This window comes from Pseudomonas sp. SR18 (genome assembly GCF_023701505.1).
GTDB lineage: Bacteria > Pseudomonadota > Gammaproteobacteria > Pseudomonadales > Pseudomonadaceae > Aquipseudomonas > Aquipseudomonas cyclaminis.
In genome coordinates this window covers 50,661-66,562 of the sequence record NZ_JAMQAU010000005.1, presented here as the reverse complement: position 1 = coordinate 66,562, position 15,902 = coordinate 50,661, and the positions used below count along the sequence as shown (strand labels likewise).

At 61.3% G+C, this 15,902-nt stretch carries 19 protein-coding genes; 10 read left to right on the top strand and 9 right to left on the bottom strand.

Features of this window, described 5'->3' with window-relative positions; all coding sequences use genetic code 11:
- Window positions 1-66: 66 nt before the first annotated feature.
- On the bottom strand, window positions 67-1,041 hold the full coding sequence (gene cysK / locus NDJ82_RS09715) for a cysteine synthase A (RefSeq protein WP_099587447.1): 975 nt from the start codon (window positions 1,039-1,041) through the stop codon (window positions 67-69).
- Window positions 1,042-1,166: 125 nt separating this feature from the next.
- Here cysK and NDJ82_RS09710 point away from each other — a divergent pair, with 125 nt between their 5' ends.
- From NDJ82_RS09710 to NDJ82_RS09700, 3 genes are all read left to right on the top strand, one after another.
- Entirely contained in the window at window positions 1,167-2,243 is a 1,077-nt protein-coding gene (locus NDJ82_RS09710) for a DUF748 domain-containing protein (RefSeq protein WP_250925357.1), read from the top strand.
- Window positions 2,244-2,348: 105 nt separating this feature from the next.
- Window positions 2,349-3,194, top strand: a complete 846-nt coding sequence (locus NDJ82_RS09705; RefSeq protein ID WP_003210690.1) for an AAA family ATPase — start codon at window positions 2,349-2,351, stop codon at window positions 3,192-3,194.
- Window positions 3,194-4,372, top strand: a complete 1,179-nt coding sequence (locus NDJ82_RS09700; protein ID WP_099587449.1) for a vWA domain-containing protein — start codon at window positions 3,194-3,196, stop codon at window positions 4,370-4,372. Before NDJ82_RS09705 ends, NDJ82_RS09700 begins: the two co-directional genes overlap by 1 nt.
- 75 nt (window positions 4,373-4,447) lie before the next feature.
- On the opposite strand, the gene NDJ82_RS09695 is transcribed toward NDJ82_RS09700, so the two are convergent.
- Genes NDJ82_RS09695 through NDJ82_RS09685 form a run of 3 tightly spaced genes read right to left on the bottom strand, consistent with a single transcriptional unit; the run spans window position 4,448 to window position 6,333 of the window.
- Window positions 4,448-4,990, bottom strand: a complete 543-nt coding sequence (locus NDJ82_RS09695; protein ID WP_032888750.1) for a DUF2937 family protein — start codon at window positions 4,988-4,990, stop codon at window positions 4,448-4,450.
- An 11-nt stretch (window positions 4,991-5,001) separates the two neighbouring features.
- Window positions 5,002-5,778, bottom strand: a complete 777-nt coding sequence (locus NDJ82_RS09690; protein ID WP_024074057.1) for a class II glutamine amidotransferase — start codon at window positions 5,776-5,778, stop codon at window positions 5,002-5,004.
- Between the two features lie 21 nt (window positions 5,779-5,799).
- Entirely contained in the window at window positions 5,800-6,333 is a 534-nt protein-coding gene (locus tag NDJ82_RS09685; protein WP_099587450.1) for an MFS transporter, read from the bottom strand.
- A 24-nt stretch (window positions 6,334-6,357) separates the two neighbouring features.
- Between NDJ82_RS09685 and NDJ82_RS09680 the strand changes: the two genes are divergently transcribed.
- Window positions 6,358-8,400, top strand: a complete 2,043-nt coding sequence (locus NDJ82_RS09680) for a S9 family peptidase (protein WP_250925356.1) — start codon at window positions 6,358-6,360, stop codon at window positions 8,398-8,400.
- A gap of 59 nt (window positions 8,401-8,459) precedes the next feature.
- On the top strand, window positions 8,460-8,933 hold the full coding sequence (locus NDJ82_RS09675; RefSeq protein ID WP_099587452.1) for a cyclic nucleotide-binding domain-containing protein: 474 nt from the start codon (window positions 8,460-8,462) through the stop codon (window positions 8,931-8,933).
- On the opposite strand, the gene NDJ82_RS09670 is transcribed toward NDJ82_RS09675, so the two are convergent.
- Window positions 8,930-9,208, bottom strand: a complete 279-nt coding sequence (locus NDJ82_RS09670) for a hypothetical protein (protein WP_250925355.1) — start codon at window positions 9,206-9,208, stop codon at window positions 8,930-8,932. The two genes, NDJ82_RS09675 and NDJ82_RS09670, sit on opposite strands and share 4 nt — an antisense overlap.
- 78 nt (window positions 9,209-9,286) lie before the next feature.
- Here NDJ82_RS09670 and NDJ82_RS09665 point away from each other — a divergent pair, with 78 nt between their 5' ends.
- Window positions 9,287-9,973, top strand: coding sequence for a spermidine synthase (locus tag NDJ82_RS09665; protein ID WP_058411058.1), 687 nt, complete (start codon window positions 9,287-9,289; stop codon window positions 9,971-9,973).
- Window positions 9,974-10,058: 85 nt separating this feature from the next.
- Here NDJ82_RS09665 and NDJ82_RS09660 read toward each other — a convergent pair whose 3' ends face one another.
- Window positions 10,059-10,979: a ParB/Srx family N-terminal domain-containing protein gene (locus NDJ82_RS09660; protein WP_250925354.1), complete on the bottom strand. Its 921-nt coding sequence runs from the start codon at window positions 10,977-10,979 to the stop codon at window positions 10,059-10,061.
- Window positions 10,980-11,080: 101 nt separating this feature from the next.
- Between NDJ82_RS09660 and NDJ82_RS09655 the strand changes: the two genes are divergently transcribed.
- The 3 genes from NDJ82_RS09655 (at window position 11,081) to NDJ82_RS09645 (ending at window position 12,437) form a co-directional block, all read left to right on the top strand.
- The gene (locus NDJ82_RS09655) at window positions 11,081-11,455 is read left to right on the top strand and encodes a YajD family HNH nuclease (protein ID WP_003210675.1); all 375 of its coding nucleotides are present in this window, start codon (window positions 11,081-11,083) and stop codon (window positions 11,453-11,455) included.
- Between the two features lie 96 nt (window positions 11,456-11,551).
- On the top strand, window positions 11,552-12,019 hold the full coding sequence (locus NDJ82_RS09650; protein ID WP_003189607.1) for an RNA methyltransferase: 468 nt from the start codon (window positions 11,552-11,554) through the stop codon (window positions 12,017-12,019).
- Between the two features lie 67 nt (window positions 12,020-12,086).
- The gene (locus tag NDJ82_RS09645; RefSeq protein WP_099587454.1) at window positions 12,087-12,437 is read left to right on the top strand and encodes a YgaP family membrane protein; all 351 of its coding nucleotides are present in this window, start codon (window positions 12,087-12,089) and stop codon (window positions 12,435-12,437) included.
- A gap of 60 nt (window positions 12,438-12,497) precedes the next feature.
- Here the strand turns inward: NDJ82_RS09645 and NDJ82_RS09640 are convergent, their stop codons facing one another.
- Both NDJ82_RS09640 and NDJ82_RS09635 read right to left on the bottom strand, forming a co-directional pair.
- Window positions 12,498-13,718, bottom strand: coding sequence for a hypothetical protein (locus NDJ82_RS09640; protein ID WP_250925353.1), 1,221 nt, complete (start codon window positions 13,716-13,718; stop codon window positions 12,498-12,500).
- A 13-nt stretch (window positions 13,719-13,731) separates the two neighbouring features.
- Complete coding sequence (locus NDJ82_RS09635) at window positions 13,732-14,181, bottom strand: YcgN family cysteine cluster protein (protein WP_003172524.1); 450 nt, start codon at window positions 14,179-14,181, stop codon at window positions 13,732-13,734.
- 153 nt (window positions 14,182-14,334) lie between these two features.
- Here NDJ82_RS09635 and NDJ82_RS09630 point away from each other — a divergent pair, with 153 nt between their 5' ends.
- Window positions 14,335-14,919, top strand: a complete 585-nt coding sequence (locus NDJ82_RS09630) for a nitroreductase family protein (RefSeq protein WP_158877118.1) — start codon at window positions 14,335-14,337, stop codon at window positions 14,917-14,919.
- A gap of 47 nt (window positions 14,920-14,966) precedes the next feature.
- Here the strand turns inward: NDJ82_RS09630 and NDJ82_RS09625 are convergent, their stop codons facing one another.
- Window positions 14,967-15,899 (bottom strand): D-2-hydroxyacid dehydrogenase, encoded by a 933-nt coding sequence (locus NDJ82_RS09625; protein WP_099587457.1) that lies wholly within the window; start codon window positions 15,897-15,899, stop codon window positions 14,967-14,969.
- Between the last annotated feature and the right edge of the window lie 3 nt (window positions 15,900-15,902).

The following is a 15,902-nucleotide window of genomic DNA, read 5'->3' as shown; positions in this document are numbered from 1 at the left end:
TGCGCCGGGCATCATAAACACTTGGGCCAGTATGCAGAAGGCCCAAGGTATCGGCGCTGACATACATCAAGCCTGGTTTTCCTGCTCGGTGAACAAATCGCTGAACAGCATGCTCGACAGGTAGCGCTCACCGGAGTCCGGCAGAATCACCACGATGGTCTTGCCCTGCATTTCCGGTTTCTCGGCCAGGCGCACGGCCACCGCCATGGCGGCACCGCAGGAGATGCCGCACAGAATCCCCTCTTCCTGCATCAGGCGCAGGGCCATGGCCTTGGATTCGTCGTCGGTCACCAGCTCCACGCGGTCAACCATCGACAAGTCGAGGTTTTTCGGTACAAAACCGGCGCCGATGCCCTGGATTTTATGCGGGCTCGGCTTGATCTCATCGCCAGCCAGCGCCTGGGTGATCACCGGCGACACCACCGGCTCAACGGCCACCGACAGAATCGGCTTGCCCGCGGTGTTCTTGATATAGCGCGATACGCCGGTGATGGTGCCGCCGGTGCCCACGCCCGCTACCAGCACATCCACCGCACCGTCGGTGTCATTCCAGATTTCCGGGCCGGTGGTTTTCTCGTGGATCGCCGGGTTGGCCGGGTTTTCGAACTGGGCCGGCATAAAGTAGGTGGCCGGGTCGCTGGCGACGATTTCGCCGGCCTTTTCGATAGCGCCCTTCATGCCTTTGGCCGGCTCGGTCAGTACCAGCTCGGCACCGAGGGCCTTGAGCACTTTGCGGCGCTCGATGCTCATGGACGCCGGCATGGTCAGCAGCAACTTGTAGCCACGGGCGGCGGCGACAAACGCCAGGCCGATGCCGGTATTGCCCGACGTCGGCTCGACAATGGTCATGCCCGGCTTGAGTTTGCCGGTGCTTTCCGCGTCCCAGATCATGTTCGCGCCGATGCGGCACTTGACCGAGTAACCCGGGTTACGCCCTTCGATCTTCGCCAGGATGGTCACGCCACGCGGGGCGATGCGGTTGATCTGCACCAGGGGCGTGTTACCGATGGAGTGCGCGTTGTCTGCAAAAATGCGGCTCATGACGGGTCCTTGTAGGCAATTTCAAGAAGGCAACAAGGGTATGCCTCGTAGTACAAAGCGTCCAGTCAGAGGAACGTTGCGCGGATCAAGACAGTCCATGTTTCATCTGCAAGGAGAACTGCCCGATGAAACGTCGCTACAGCTGGCCACTATGGACCGTCGCCGGAGTGCTGGTGGTCCTGGTCGCCTTGAGCATCGCCCTGCCCTACCTGGTGCGCAACTATTTGAATGACAAACTCGCCAATATGGGCGATTACCGAGGCCAGGTGACCGACGTGGACCTGGCGCTATGGCGGGGCGCGTACCGGATCAACGGCCTTGAAATCGTGAAGGTCGACGGCAAAGTGCCCGTACCGTTTGTCAACGCCCCGCTGATCGACCTGGCGGTGAGCTGGCATTCGCTGTGGTACGACCATGCAGTGGTCGCCAAGGTGCGGTTTATCAAGCCTGAAGTGAACTTCGTCGACGGCGGCGCCAACAAGCAGGCGTCCCAGACAGGTAAGGGCACCGACTGGCGCGAGCAGTTGAGCAAGCTGGCACCCATCACCCTTGATGAAGTGCGCATCGAAGACGGCAAGATCGCCTTCCACAACTTCAGCTCCAAACCTGCGGTAAAAATCGATGCCACTGACGTCAACGCCAGCTTCTACAACCTGACCAACGTGGTCGACGTCAAAGGCAAGCGCGACGCCCGCTTCGACGGCAAGGCCCTGCTGCAAGGCCAGGCCCCGCTGGAAGCCAGCGCCACCTTTGACCCACTGAGCAATTTCGAGACCTTCGAATTCCGTTTCCGCGCCAAGGACCTGCAGCTCAAGCGCATGAATGACTTCGCCTCGGCCTACGGCAAGTTCGACTTCAAGGCCGGTAACGGCGACGTGGTGATCGAAGCCCAGGCCGAAAAAGGCCAACTGACCGGCTACATCAAGCCGTTGTTAAGGGATGTGGAAGTGTTTGACTGGCAGCAGGACGTGGAGAACAAGGACAAGAACATCTTCCGCTCGATCTGGGAGGCGGTGGTTGGCACCAGCGAGACGGTGCTGAAGAACCAGCAGAAAAACCAGTTCGCCACCCGCGTCGAGCTCAGTGGCAGCGTACATCAACAAAATGTCAGCGCGTTCTCTGCGTTTTTGGGGATTTTGCGCAATGGTTTTATCCAGGCGTTCAATGCACGTTATGAGCAACCCAAGCCATCGGCAGACTGATATCCCATGTGACCGGCCATTCAGAGACTGAATAACCCGTCTGCGTTCACAGTCGCCGGGGCTGCGCGGTATAGTCGGGGCATTGATGAATGCGAGGAAACACCGATGAAGTTCGAAGGCACCCAGGCCTATGTGGCTACCGATGACCTGAAACTGGCCGTCAACGCCGCCATCACCCTGGAGCGGCCGTTGCTGGTCAAGGGCGAACCGGGCACCGGCAAGACGATGCTCGCCGAGCAACTGGCCGAATCCTTCGGTGCCAAGCTGATCACCTGGCACATCAAGTCCACCACCAAGGCCCACCAGGGCCTCTACGAGTACGATGCGGTCAGCCGCCTGCGCGACTCGCAGTTGGGCGTGGACAAGGTGCACGATGTGCGCAACTACCTGAAGAAGGGCAAGTTGTGGGAAGCGTTCGAGTCCGAAGAACGGGTGATCCTGCTGATCGATGAAATCGACAAGGCCGACATCGAGTTCCCCAACGACCTGCTGCAAGAACTCGACAAGATGGAGTTCTACGTCTACGAAATCGACGAGACCATAAAGGCCAAGAAGCGCCCGATCATCATCATTACCTCCAACAACGAAAAAGAGCTGCCGGACGCATTCCTGCGCCGTTGCTTCTTCCACTACATCGCCTTCCCCGACCGCACCACCCTGCAGAAGATCGTGGATGTGCACTACCCCGACATCAAGAAAGACCTGGTCAGCGAAGCCCTCGACGTGTTCTTCGACGTGCGCAAAGTCCCGGGCCTGAAGAAAAAACCGTCCACCTCCGAACTGGTCGACTGGCTCAAGCTGCTGATGGCCGACAATATCGGTGAAGCGGTGCTGCGCGAACGCGATCCGACCAAAGCCATCCCGCCGCTGGCCGGCGCCTTGGTCAAGAACGAGCAAGACGTGCAATTGCTGGAGCGTCTGGCGTTCATGAGCCGTCGCGGTAATCGCTGATGTTGCTCAACCTGTTCAACGAGATGCGCGCCGCCAAAGTGCCGGTGTCGGTGCGCGAGTTGCTCGACCTGATCAACGCGCTCAAGCAGCGCGTGACCTTCGCCGACATGGACGAGTTCTACTACTTGGCCCGGGCGATTCTGGTCAAGGACGAGCGGCATTTCGACAAGTTCGACCGTGCCTTCGGCGCCTATTTCAACGGCCTGGAAAAGCTCGACGACCATTTGCAGGCGCTGATCCCCGAAGAGTGGCTGCGCAAGGAATTCGAGCGTTCGCTGAGTGACGAAGAACGCGCGCAGATCCAATCCCTCGGCGGCCTCGACAAGCTGATCGAAGAGTTCAAGAAACGCCTGGAAGAACAGAAAGAACGCCACGCCGGCGGCAATAAATGGATCGGCACCGGCGGTACCAGCCCGTTTGGCTCCGGTGGCTACAACCCCGAAGGCATCCGCGTCGGTGACGCCGGCAAGCGCCAGGGCAAGGCGGTGAAAGTCTGGGACCAGCGCGAGTACAAGAACCTCGACGATCAGGTGGAACTGGGCACGCGCAACATCAAGATTGCACTGCGCCGCCTGCGCAAATTCGCGCGCCAGGGTGCCGCCGACGAGTTGGACATCGACGGCACCATCGACCACACCGCCCGCGACGCCGGCTTGCTGAATATCCAGATGCGCCCGGAACGGCGCAATACCATCAAGCTGTTGCTGCTGTTCGATATCGGCGGCTCGATGGATGCCCACGTGAAAATCTGCGAAGAGCTGTTCTCCGCCTGCAAGACCGAGTTCAAACACCTGGAGTACTTCTACTTCCATAACTTCGTGTATGAGTCGGTGTGGAAAAACAACCAGCGCCGCACCTCGGAGCGCACTTCCACCCAGGACCTGCTGCACAAGTATGGCGCCGACTACAAAGTGATTTTTATCGGCGACGCATCGATGGCGCCGTATGAAATCACCCAGGCCGGCGGCAGCGTCGAGCATTGGAACGAAGAGCCGGGCTATGTGTGGATGCAGCGTTTCATGGCCAAGTACAAGAAGCTGATCTGGATCAATCCGTATCCGAAGGACACTTGGGACTTTACGGCGTCCACGGGAATTGTGCGGGAGTTGGTGGAGGATCAGATGTATCCGCTGACCCTGCGCGGGCTGGAAGAAGGCATGCGCTTCCTGTCCAAATAAACGCCGACCCCCATAATGCAGGAGATCTAATGTGGGAGGGGGCTTGCCCCCTCCCACCTTGGACCGGGTTGGGCGTTAAAGACCTTTCAGGTCCCGCTCTTCAATCGGCCGGCTCTGGCGCAGGCGCTTGCCGCCCAACACCACCCAGTCGATCAGGCGGAACAGGCATTCCAACCCAAACGACAGCAGCATCGCCCCGCCCAGGCCCCAGCCCATGGCTTCAGGGGTCAGCAGGATCTGGTAGCTGTAGCCGTTCCAGGTTTCCTGGCGGATATCCGGGTCGGCAGCCACCGCCACTTGCAAGGCGCGGATGTACCACGGGCCTTGCATGGCCTGGAATTGCTTGTCCAGCGCCACCTGGCGATCAAGCATCGCGCCCAGGCTATTGGCGTCGCTCTGGAACACGGGGTCGTCACTGGCGCGGTAATGCGCCACCAACGCTTTCAAATCACCGTTGAAGAACTGCCGCGCAGTGGTTTCAAACCCGCTCAGCCCCGTCTGGGCCTCGATCAGGTGGGCTTCGACGCGCTTGGCATAGTCGTTGATAAAACCCGGCACTTGCACGCCGACCAACAGGCCAATGGCAAACAGCACCAACCGCAGATAGCTGAGCAACATGGTCGATATCCTTACTCAGTAATGCCCTGGCTGACGCATTCACCGCGTCGCCACAGGCTCCATTGGCCCGGTTCGTAACGGGTCCAGTTTTCGTTGTCGGTCAACGGTTCGGTGGCGATCACCGTCACTACATCATTGGGTGTGGTTTCGGCCTGGAAATCGACGATCACGTCGACATCCTTCAACCGCGCCGGGCCAAACGGGGCACGCCGGGTGATCTGCGCCAACTTGGTCGAGCAGTAGCAGAACAGCCAGTCGCCATCGCTGAGCAGGCAGTTGAACACGCCTTTGCTGCGGTATTCGGCACAGGCGGCGATCAGGTCGGGCAGCATCTGCTCGATGTCCACCGGCTCGGGAAAGGCCTCGCGCACGCGGTTGAGCAAGTCGCAGAAGGCTGCCTCGCTGTCGGTATCGCCGACCGGGCGGTAGAACGTGGCGCGCGGGTTGAAATCCGCCAATTGGCCGTTATGGGCGAAACACCAGTTGCGGCCCCACAGTTCACGCACGAACGGGTGGGTATTGGCCAGGCTCACTTTGCCCACATTGGCCTGGCGGATATGGCCGATCACCACTTCACTCTTGATGGGATAACGCTGCACCAGCAGCGCGACTTCCGATTCACTGCTCGCGGCCGGGTCCTGGAACAGGCGCAGGCCACGGCCTTCGTAGAAGGCGATACCCCAACCGTCGCGGTGGGGGCCGGTGCGCCCACCGCGCTGCATCAGCCCGGTAAAGCTGAACACGATATCGGTGGGGACGTTGGCACTCATGCCCAATAATTCACACATGCCAGGGCTCTCGCTGCAACGTTAAAGGCGCGGTTCGACCCGCATGCCGCTGACAGGCGCCGGACGGCGGAATGGCTCGTCGTCCTCTTCCACCGCTTCAGCGGCCAGGGCTGCATCGGTGGCGGCCTTGCGCTCACGACGCGCATTGGCGGCGCGCTCGATGGGCCAGCGGATCAACACAATCACCAAATACACGCCAAAGGCGATCATGGTGTACATGAACAAATCGGAAATCGCCCGCCAGGCGTTGTTGCCGACCTTGAGCACCAGGTCCAGGGCGGTAATGGCCACGGCCGGCGCGAACTGAGTCTTGACCGGGTCGACGATGGTCGGGCTGAACAGCAACACGGCCATCAGCAATTGCAGCGGCTCGCGCAGCCAGCGCCAGATCCAGCGCGTCATGCGCCACCACACCAACAGGCAGCCCAAAGCGGCGAAGGCGTAAAGGCCCCAAGCGGTCAGATAGTCGTTCTCGGTCATGGTGTCCATGGCAAGGCTGGCAAAGAGGCGGCTATGATAACGGCTTTTGCGTGTCGCGGCTGCAAAGCCTGCCACCGTCCGCCAGATAGAGAATAATCCATGCCTGTATCGCGCCCCCCGATTGCCCGCAAGGCCCCAGGCCAGGATCCTTACGCCTGGCTGCAAGAACGCGACAGCACTGAAGTACTCGATTACCTCAAGGCCGAAAATACCTGGCAGGAAGCCCAGCTCGCCGATCAGGCAGACTTGCGCGAAAGCCTGTTTGAAGAGATCAAGGGCCGCATCCTCGAAACCGACCTGTCGCTGCCCTCCCCGTGGGGCCCGTACCTCTATTACACCCGCACCACCGCCGGTGACGAGTACGCCCGGCACTACCGCTGCCGCCGTCCGGCCGATGACAGCAACCAGGTCGACGACAGCAGCGAAGAGCTGTTGCTGGACCCGAACGAACTGGCCAATGGCGGCTTTTTCTCCCTCGGCGCGTTCAGCATCAGCCCCGACCACCAGCGCCTGGCCTACAGCCTGGACACCAGTGGCGATGAGATCTACACCCTGTTCGTGAAGGAATTGGCGACGGGCAAGGTCAGCGAACTGGAGTTCCAGGACTGCGACGGCAGCATGACCTGGGCCAACGACAGCCTGACCCTGTTCTTCGGCGAACTGGACGACACCCACCGTCCGCACAAACTGTATCGCTATCGCCTGGACGGTACGGCAGCGCAGGAAGTGTTCCACGAGCCCGACGGGCGTTTCTTCCTGCATTGCTACCGTTCCAGCTCCGAGCGCCAGTTGCTGCTGGCCCTGGGTAGCAAGACCACCAGCGAAGTCTGGGCGCTGGACGCCGACCAGCCGCACCTGGCCTTCACCTGCCTGGCGCCTCGGGTCAAGGACCACGAATACGACGTCGACCACGGCCAACTGAATGGCGCGTGGACCTGGTTTATCCGCAGCAACCGGGATGGCATCAACTATGCGCTGTTCGTTGCAACCGACATTGGCGATGTGCCCACCGAGGGTGAGTGGCAAAACCTGATCCCCCACAGCGATGACGTGATGCTCGACGGTGTGAGCCTCAATACCGGCGCCATGACCCTGAGCCTGCGCATCGGTGGCCTGCCGGTGATCGAAGTGCACCCGCAGGGCCTGCCCGCGTATCGCGTGGAATTGCCCGACGCCGCCTACAGCCTCTACGTACAGAACAGCCTGGAATTCGTCAGCGACAAAATTCGCCTGCGGTATGAGGCCCTCAATCGCCCGGCCCAGGTGCGTCAGCTGGAACTGGCCAGCGGCGCGCAGCAGGTGCTCAAGGAAACCCCGGTGCTCGGCGTGTTCAATGCCGACGATTACGTGAGCCAGCGCTTGTGGGCCACCTCTGCCGATGGCACCCAGGTGCCGATCAGCCTGGTGGTCAAGCGCGACCAGCTCGGCAAAACCACGCCGCTTTACCTGTATGGCTACGGCGCCTACGGCCAAAGCCTCGACCCGTGGTTTTCCCACGCGCGCCTCAGTCTGCTCGACCGTGGCGTCGCGTTTGCGATTGCCCACGTGCGTGGCGGCGGCGAGCTGGGTGAAGCCTGGTACCGCAACGGCAAGCAGGAACACAAGCAGAACACCTTCAGCGACTTTATCGCCTGCGCCGAACACCTGATCGCCCAAGGCTTGACCACCGCCAAGCAACTGGCCATCAGCGGCGGCAGTGCCGGCGGCCTGTTGATCGGCGCGGTGCTCAACCAGCGTCCGGAGTTGTTCCAGGCGGCGATTGCCGAAGTGCCGTTCGTCGATGTGCTCAACACCATGCTCGACCCGGAGCTGCCGCTGACCATCACCGAGTACGACGAGTGGGGCAACCCCGACGAGCCCGAGGTGTATGAGCGCATCAAGGCCTACGCGCCTTACGAAAATGTCCAGGCCCAGGCCTACCCGCATCTGCTGGTGATCGCCGGCTACAACGACAGCCGCGTGCAGTACTGGGAAGCCGCCAAGTGGGTGGCCAGGCTGCGTGACACCAAAACCGACAACAACCTGCTGTTGCTCAAGACCGAACTGGGCGCCGGCCATGGTGGGATGAGCGGTCGTTACCAGGGATTACGTGACGTAGCGCTCGAATATGCATTTGTGTTCAAGGCGCTGGGGTTAATTTAGGAACTTAGTGCGGCGGTTCTGTCTGAACACAGGACCGCTTACCGATTGATGGACCAGTCATGCCACAACCGACTTTACTGAACGATGAAATCCGCGACATGCTCATGGACTGCGGCCTGTTCGACCCTCTGCTGCCGGAGGATTTTCACGTCGCCGCCGGCTACTTCAATATCAGCAGCATTGCCCAGGACGAAGCGATTTTCCTCGAAGGCGATGCCGGCACCTTTATGTGCATCATCCACAGCGGCCAGGTGGCGGTGCAGAAAACCAATCACGACGGCCAGCGCCTGACCATCGCCACCCTGCGCAGTGGTCGGGCCTTTGGTGAGATGGCGGTACTTGACGGCGAGCGGCGCTCCGCCAGTTGCGTGGCGGCCAGCGACTGCGTGTTGTTGAACCTGGGCAAGGACTCCCTGGAAAAAATGCTCAACGAAACACCACGGGTGGCCGCCAAGATCATCCGGGCGATTGCGATTGCCTTGTCCAAGCGCCTGCGCATGGCGGATGGGCAGTTACTGTCCCAACCGTTTTAACCGCCGGGGGTTTTCGGTTTGCTGTCGTTCTGCTGCAGACCGGGCACCGTCTGGTCCTTCGGTGGCGTCGGCAGCACGATGGGCGCCAAGGGCGGCGAGCCGTTGGTCTTGGGCAGCGCTGGCGGGCTGACCTGGGGATACAGCGTCGGCGTCGGCGTGCCCGGCGCACCTGGGGTTGGCGCGGGCGCGATCGGTACGGTTTGCAACTCCTGAGCCTGCGCCGCACCCAATGCGAGCGCGCTCAACACAATGACCGTTAGAATGCTGCACTTCATCGATGGCTCCATGGCCTGACCGGAATGTCGTAAGGCTACTCCCAACCGCGCAAGAATGCCCTTCCCAATGAGATTTCCATGAAACGTTTCGTTCTGCTGGACACCACCCCGATCCCCGACAACGGCGGTGCCTTGTGCCTGTTCGAATACGGCGAGGATTTTGTCATCAAGATCCAGGGCGGTGACGGCGGCCAGTTGATGAACACGCGCATGCACGGCTCCGAAGATGCCCTGGCTGAGATCCCCTGCCGCAAGGTTGCCGGTCGTCCGGGGTCTCGGGTGTTGATTGGTGGTCTGGGCATGGGCTTTACCCTGGCCTCGGCGCTCAAGCATCTGGGCAAAACCGCCGAAGTGGTCGTGGCCGAACTGGTGCCGGGCGTCGTGGAATGGAACCGTGGGCCGCTGGGGGAAAAGTCCGGCCGTCCACTGCTGGACCCGCGCACCGTGATCCGTATGGAAGACGTGGCCAAGGTGCTGCAAGCCGAGCCCCAGGGCTTTGACGCGATCATGCTGGATGTGGACAACGGCCCCGAAGGCCTGACGCAAAAAGCCAACAGCTGGCTCTACTCCGCCGGCGGCCTCGCAGCCTGCGCCAAGGCCTTGCGGCCCAAGGGCGTGCTGGCGGTGTGGTCGGCAAGCGCCGACAAACTGTTCAGCGACAAACTGCGCAAGGCCGGTTTCAAGGCCGAGGAAGTGCAGGTGTTTGCCCATGGCAACAAGGGCACGCGTCACACCATCTGGATTGCGGAAAAGCTCAAGGGCTGAGCATGCGTCCCCGACAGCGTAAATCTAATGTGGGAGGGACGGTGCGACGATTCGACTTGCCCCCTCCCACATTTTTGATCCCTGGTCAGTTGTGGGATTTGCGGTAGTCGATGACATACGGCACTTTTTTATCGAAGGTCTTTTCCAGCTCATCGCGATCCAGTTTGCTCATGCCGCCCAGTTGCTGCGCAGTGAAACCGCTGTCCCCGACCTGTGAGCCGGGCGCCAGGCTGACCATGCGCTTGGCCACCGCTTCGATAGCGGCCTTGTAGCCGCCTTTTTTATTCAGGTCGTACTGGCCCAGATCAATCTGCGTGCGCAGCCAGTTGCCCCAATAGAACTCCAGAAATTCCGGTGCGACCTTCCCCACGTCCGGCTTGCCGTAGGCAGCCTTGCGGGTGAAATACACCAGGCTGCGAAAGGTGTCGTCCTGCAGGTTCTTGAACCCCAGGTGGGCCGGCAGTTGCGCAGGCGGCAGGGTCTGGCCCTGATTGTCCTTGAGCCAGACCTTGCGGGCCGCTTCCATGCGCAGCCAGAAGGTCGCAAGGTCTGGGCTGCTGCTGAAATCGTCGGTCACCCTCACCCACATTTTCAATCGAGGGCCGGCCCCCGGCGTTTCCCACAGGGTGGTGAAGCTATGATGACCATCGGTCAGGTACAACTGGCCGCCGGGGCCGACCACCACGGTTTTCATATCGTCGGGGTGGGTGCCTACCGGGTCTTTGCAGGTGAAGCTGGTGGGCTGGAGCAGCTTGGCGTTCTTGGGCACCTTGTCGGCCTCGCCCTGACCGTTGGTCTCGCAGTATTCATCGAAGGCTTTGGTAGGTTTGTCGGCAAACAACCCGAGGCTGTAATAGATCTGATCTAAGCCCACTACGGCCTGGGTCGGGTGCAACTGTTCGAGGGCGACCTCGATCACCTGGCCCGGCTGAGGTGTGGAGAACGCCTGGGCGTGAGCCGCCAGGGCGCCGAAGAGCAGTGCAACTGTCCATGTGTGCCAACGCATAGGTTTCAGATCCTTGTGAAATGAATGAACCGATACTACAAACGCCCGCCGACGGCTAGAATCAACGCTATCCGTGACCCACCAAATAGCCAGGAGCCATCATGAGCTCGACCAACCCGCCCTCCCACACTGCCAAGCTGGACCGCATCCTGGCCGATGCCCAGCGCGACCGGGAAATGGGCTACCGCGACAAAGCCCTCAAAATGTACCCCCACGTGTGCGGCCGCTGCGCCCGTGAATTCGCCGGCAAGCGCCTGAGCGAACTCACCGTACACCACCGTAACCACAATCATGATGACAACCCCCAGGACGGCTCCAACTGGGAGTTGCTGTGCCTGTATTGCCACGACAACGAACACTCGCGCTACACCGACCAGCAGTACTTCGGCGAAGGCTCCACCAGCAGCCCGACGATTGCCAAGGCGACGCACAACCCGTTTGCGGCGTTGGCGGGGTTGATGAAGAAGGACGACTGAAAGCTGTAAGTTGGGAGCTGCAAGAAAAAGCCGCCCTGCTTTTAACTTGCAGCTCGTAGCTTGCCGCTATAATGCTGCCTTTTTAAAGGCACTCCCGTGGGCAATAAACGCTACAGCTGCATCGGCCTGTATAACCCCAAATCCCCCGAAAACGTCGGCTCGGTCATGCGTGCCGCCGGCTGCTACGGCGTGGCCTCGGTGTTCTACACCGGCGTGCGTTACGAGCGCGCCCGGGACTTCATTACCGACACCAAGAAGGTCCATCACGACATTCCGCTGATCGGCATCGATGACCTGAAAAAAATCCTGCCCCTGGGCTGCATCCCGGTCGCCGTGGAACTGGTGGAAGGCGCCCGCCCGCTGCCCGAGTACACCCACCCCGACCGCGCCCTGTATATCTTCGGCCCGGAAGACGGTTCGCTGGATAAAGAGATTCGTGACTGGTGCGAAGACGTGGTCTACATCCCGACCACCGGCTGCATGAACCTCGCCGCGACGGTCAACGTGGTGCTTTATGACCGCCTGGCCAAGGGCAACAACACCCGTTCGGGCCCCAAGTACTGATTTTTTGGGAACATCCGACGCCCGCCAGCAGTCAGCTACTTACACTTGCCCTTGTTGGAGACAGATCATGAGCGACAGCAAAAACGTGCGACCTATCATCGAACACACGCCGTTCCAGACTCAGCCCACGCAAAACGTGCACGGCTGGGAGCGCATCGGCTCGGTGGCCGGTGGCGTGATGATGGTGGGCAAAGGCCTGCGCCGTGGCGGGATTTTCGGTTTGATTCAGGTGGCGATCGGCGGTGTGGCACTGGCCCGTGGTTTTACCGGGCACAGCTCGCTCAAGGACAAGCTGGAACAGGGTCGTCAGGAAATGAACAGCCTGCGCACCAAGGTCGAGCGTGCCGGGGCAGAGCTGAAGAACCTGAAGACCAAAGCTGAAGTGGCGGCTGAGAAGGCCGTTAAAACCACTGGTTAGATTCAAATGTGGGAGGCGGCAAGTCCCCTCCCACATTTTGTTTCGTGCATGACGGGGACTTCAGCGCAGTAACTTGCTGTCCAGCATCACCGACGACTCGCCAATGATGCTTTCGGCCAGTTGCACAAACTCTTTCGTCGTAATGCTATTGGCCCGCATCACTGCCTGCGCAAGGTCGTCGAGCGAGCGCTTGTTATGGGTTTTCACGCGAATCTCGCGGTCCAGCTCCTGCAATACCACCACTGCGCGCGCCACGGTTGCGCCGCTGACGTGCTCGCCACGTAACGTCGTGACGTCCTTGCCTTCCTTGCTCAGGCGCACCTGTATTGCCTGATATCGCTCATCAGTGATCCCGCCGGCACGGCGCAGCAGTTCGATGGCGTAATACTCGCCAAACCCTTCGCTGATCCAGTCACTGGTGTCGTGATCGTTGAAGCGTGCAATCGCCTGCACCACTTCACGAATCAACGGGCTGCTGCCGTTTTCGCTGACCAGCGGCGTGCGGCTGTTGAGGTAGATCGAGTCATGGGCCGAGAACACGCCCCGGCGCATCGGGTCGCTGGCGCCCACCACCAACAGCTTCGCCGGATGACGCGGGAACGCAGCCTCGACCTGCGGCCAGACAAAGGTCAGCAACGTCAGCACATCCATGCGGCGCATGGCCTGGCCCTTGGGCGACGCTACGGTGACTTCGGTTTCGCCCAGGCGCACGCGGCGGCTGCCCAAGGTGCCGGCGAGCATCCAGCCGGTGGGCCGGTCGAACAGGCGGGAAACGTTGTCGATGCGGAATTTGTGCTTGCCGATACGCGGCCAGGCGGTTTCGACGCTTTTCCAGCCCGCCGGCAGTTCGAACACCAGGCGCGAGACCAACTCGACGCCATCCTGCTGGTCGAGCCGCGCGGTCGGCACCAGGTCTTCGCCGCGAAACAGCGCCCAACTCGGGGTCATGCGCGCTTCATAGCTGCCCGGCTTGCGCGCTTGGGTGAGGTGCACGCGGTAGGTCAGGCTGGCCTTGTCGGCGCTGGGTTGCCACACGCCACGCTCGCCGCTGACCTGCCACTGGCCGTCGGCCTTGAAGTCGCTGTAACTGCCGGTACGGCCCAGGTCGAAGTCGAGGCTGCGTACCGCCGAGCCTTGTGACAGGCTAAGGCGCACTTCAGCCTGATCGCTCTGGGGCAGCAGTTTGACGTGATAATCCAGGTCGACTTTCCTGGCGCACCACGCAGGCACGCTCAGCGCCAGCAGCACCAGGCTTGCCGCCAGCTGGGTTGCCACCTTCATACACACTCCTTTTTCAGCCTGCGCGGAAGATCAGGTAATCCTCCCAGTCGTCTTCGGGCACGCTGCCTTCGCTGAGCATGCGCCCGGACTGGGAAATGCGTTCGTGGTGCACGGCGTCGCGGTCGCCGCAGACCAGGTGGTGCCACAGCGGCAAGTCCTTGCGCTCGCTGACCAGGCGGTAGCCACAGGTGGGCGGCAGCCATTTGAACTGGTCGGCCTGGCCTGGGGTGAGCTGGATGCAGTCGGGCACCGAGGCGCGGCGGTTGGGGTAATCGGTGCACTGGCAGGTCTTGAGGTCGAGCAGTTTGCAGGCGATGCGCGTGTAGTAGACGCTGTTGTCGTCTTCGTCCTCAAGCTTTTGCAGGCAGCACAGGCCACAGCCGTCGCACAACGATTCCCACTCCTCCTGGTCGAGGTGTTCGAGGGTTTTGCGTATCCAGAAAGGTTCGACTTTGGCGGCCATGGCTCAACATCAGTATCGGTAGGTGAAAAGGCCGCCAGTCTAGTGCCCAAGCCCCTTGGAACCAAGCGCTTACGACTGGCGGTGTAACAACACTTGTCAGTCTAGCGGGCGCGCAGTAGCTTTGAGCGCCGAATTGACGATCAGGAACCGCTCATGACACGTGTTGCCGACCATCCGATCCACACCCAGTTCACCGACCGCTGGTCGCCCCGCGCCTTTACCGGCGAGAGCATCTCGCAAGAGACCCTGCTGAGTTTCTTCGAAGCCGCCCGTTGGGCACCGTCGGCCTACAACTCGCAGCCGTGGCGGTTTCTCTACGCGCGCCGTGACACGCCGGACTGGGAACGTTTCCTGGGTCTGCTCAACGAGTTCAACCGCGGTTGGGCGCAGCATGCCTCGGCCCTGGTGATCATCGCCTCGAAAACCGACTTCGTCGCCCCCGGCGCCACCGAAGAAACCCCGGCGCTGTGGCACACCTTCGACACGGGCTCGGCCTGGGGCCACCTGGCGCTGCAAGCCAGCCTCAGCGGCTGGCACACCCACGGCATGGCCGGTTTCGACCAGGAGCTGACCCGCAAGGAACTGAAGATTCCAGAAGGCTATGCACTGCATGCGGCCGTGGCCGTTGGCAAGCTGGGAGACAAGTCGACCCTGCCGGAGTATCTGCAAGGTCGTGAAGCGCCAAGCCCGCGCAAGCCGCTGAGCGAGCTGGTATCGGAAGGTGACTTCAGCCTTTAAGACGGACGCTTTGCCACTGTGGGAGGGGCCAAGCCCGCTCCCACAGTTCAGTAACCCCGCTCGAAATCCACGGTTCCGCGCAGCGCTTCATTGGCCTTATAGGCCCGCAGGTTCTCCAGAAACAACTCCACCATCATCGGCGGCGACGTCGGCGCAGAGCTGTGCCCGGTCAACAGCAAACCCCAGGCGGTCCAGAACGGATGGCGCTGTGGCAGCGGTTCCTGGCGGCACACGTCGATCACGGCGCCGGCCAGGTGCCCTTCTTTCAGAGCTTCGACCAGATCAGCATCCACCACCGCCACACCGCGCCCGACATTGATGAACAAGCCGGTCGGTTTGAATTGTTTGAACAGCGCCGCGTCGTACAGATCGTGGGTGTTCGGCGTGTTGGGCAGCAGGTTGATCACGTAGTCCACTTCGCCCACCAGACGCCCGAGCTGATCAAGCCCGGCCACTTCGATAAACGGCGCTTGCTCACGCTCAGTACTGGCAATGCCATACAGCTTGACGCCAAACGGCACCAGGAACTCGGCCACACTCTGGCCAATATCGCCGGTGCCCACGATCAATGCCTTGCGCCCCGCCAGGCTCTGGCCGGTGCGGCTGTCCCACTTGCGTTCGACCTGGCTGACCAGCCGCGCCAGCACTTCGCGCTCATGGCCGAGCATATACGTGAGGACAAACTCAGCCATGACCTGGCCATAAATGCCGACGGCGCGCGTCAGGCGGTAGTCGCGGGGCAAGCCTTCGGCCAGCAGGGGCGTGATACCGGCCCAGGTCGATTGCAGCCATTGGGGTTGGTGGCCTTGGCGCAGCAATGTCGCCAGCAGGTCCGGCTGGCCCAGCCAGACCGGGCAATCGGCGGCCAGGCGTGACAGTTCGGCCGAGTCGCCACTGGTGAGCACCTCAAGGTCCGGCGCCACATCGTTGAGCAGTTGGGCGTAGAGCGGGTGATCCTGTTCAGCAATCAGAACACGCATGGT

Excerpts from the sequence above, each read along its gene's own strand:
- NDJ82_RS09665 (WP_058411058.1), top strand. The coding sequence starts at position 9,287 with ATGAAACGTTTCGTTCTGCTGGACACCACCCCGATCCCCGACAACGGC.
- NDJ82_RS09625 (WP_099587457.1), bottom strand. The coding sequence starts at position 15,899 with ATGCGTGTTCTGATTGCTGAACAGGATCACCCGCTCTACGCCCAACTG.
- NDJ82_RS09705 (WP_003210690.1), top strand. The coding sequence starts at position 2,349 with ATGAAGTTCGAAGGCACCCAGGCCTATGTGGCTACCGATGACCTGAAA.
- NDJ82_RS09630 (WP_158877118.1), top strand. The coding sequence starts at position 14,335 with ATGACACGTGTTGCCGACCATCCGATCCACACCCAGTTCACCGACCGC.
- NDJ82_RS09695 (WP_032888750.1), bottom strand. The coding sequence starts at position 4,990 with ATGTTGCTCAGCTATCTGCGGTTGGTGCTGTTTGCCATTGGCCTGTTG.
- NDJ82_RS09690 (WP_024074057.1), bottom strand. The coding sequence starts at position 5,778 with ATGTGTGAATTATTGGGCATGAGTGCCAACGTCCCCACCGATATCGTG.
- NDJ82_RS09655 (WP_003210675.1), top strand. The coding sequence starts at position 11,081 with ATGAGCTCGACCAACCCGCCCTCCCACACTGCCAAGCTGGACCGCATC.
- NDJ82_RS09660 (WP_250925354.1), bottom strand. The coding sequence starts at position 10,979 with ATGCGTTGGCACACATGGACAGTTGCACTGCTCTTCGGCGCCCTGGCG.
- NDJ82_RS09675 (WP_099587452.1), top strand. The coding sequence starts at position 8,460 with ATGCCACAACCGACTTTACTGAACGATGAAATCCGCGACATGCTCATG.
- NDJ82_RS09680 (WP_250925356.1), top strand. The coding sequence starts at position 6,358 with ATGCCTGTATCGCGCCCCCCGATTGCCCGCAAGGCCCCAGGCCAGGAT.
- NDJ82_RS09645 (WP_099587454.1), top strand. The coding sequence starts at position 12,087 with ATGAGCGACAGCAAAAACGTGCGACCTATCATCGAACACACGCCGTTC.
- NDJ82_RS09635 (WP_003172524.1), bottom strand. The coding sequence starts at position 14,181 with ATGGCCGCCAAAGTCGAACCTTTCTGGATACGCAAAACCCTCGAACAC.
- NDJ82_RS09710 (WP_250925357.1), top strand. The coding sequence starts at position 1,167 with ATGAAACGTCGCTACAGCTGGCCACTATGGACCGTCGCCGGAGTGCTG.
- NDJ82_RS09640 (WP_250925353.1), bottom strand. The coding sequence starts at position 13,718 with ATGAAGGTGGCAACCCAGCTGGCGGCAAGCCTGGTGCTGCTGGCGCTG.
- cysK (WP_099587447.1), bottom strand. The coding sequence starts at position 1,041 with ATGAGCCGCATTTTTGCAGACAACGCGCACTCCATCGGTAACACGCCC.
- NDJ82_RS09670 (WP_250925355.1), bottom strand. The coding sequence starts at position 9,208 with ATGAAGTGCAGCATTCTAACGGTCATTGTGTTGAGCGCGCTCGCATTG.
- NDJ82_RS09700 (WP_099587449.1), top strand. The coding sequence starts at position 3,194 with ATGTTGCTCAACCTGTTCAACGAGATGCGCGCCGCCAAAGTGCCGGTG.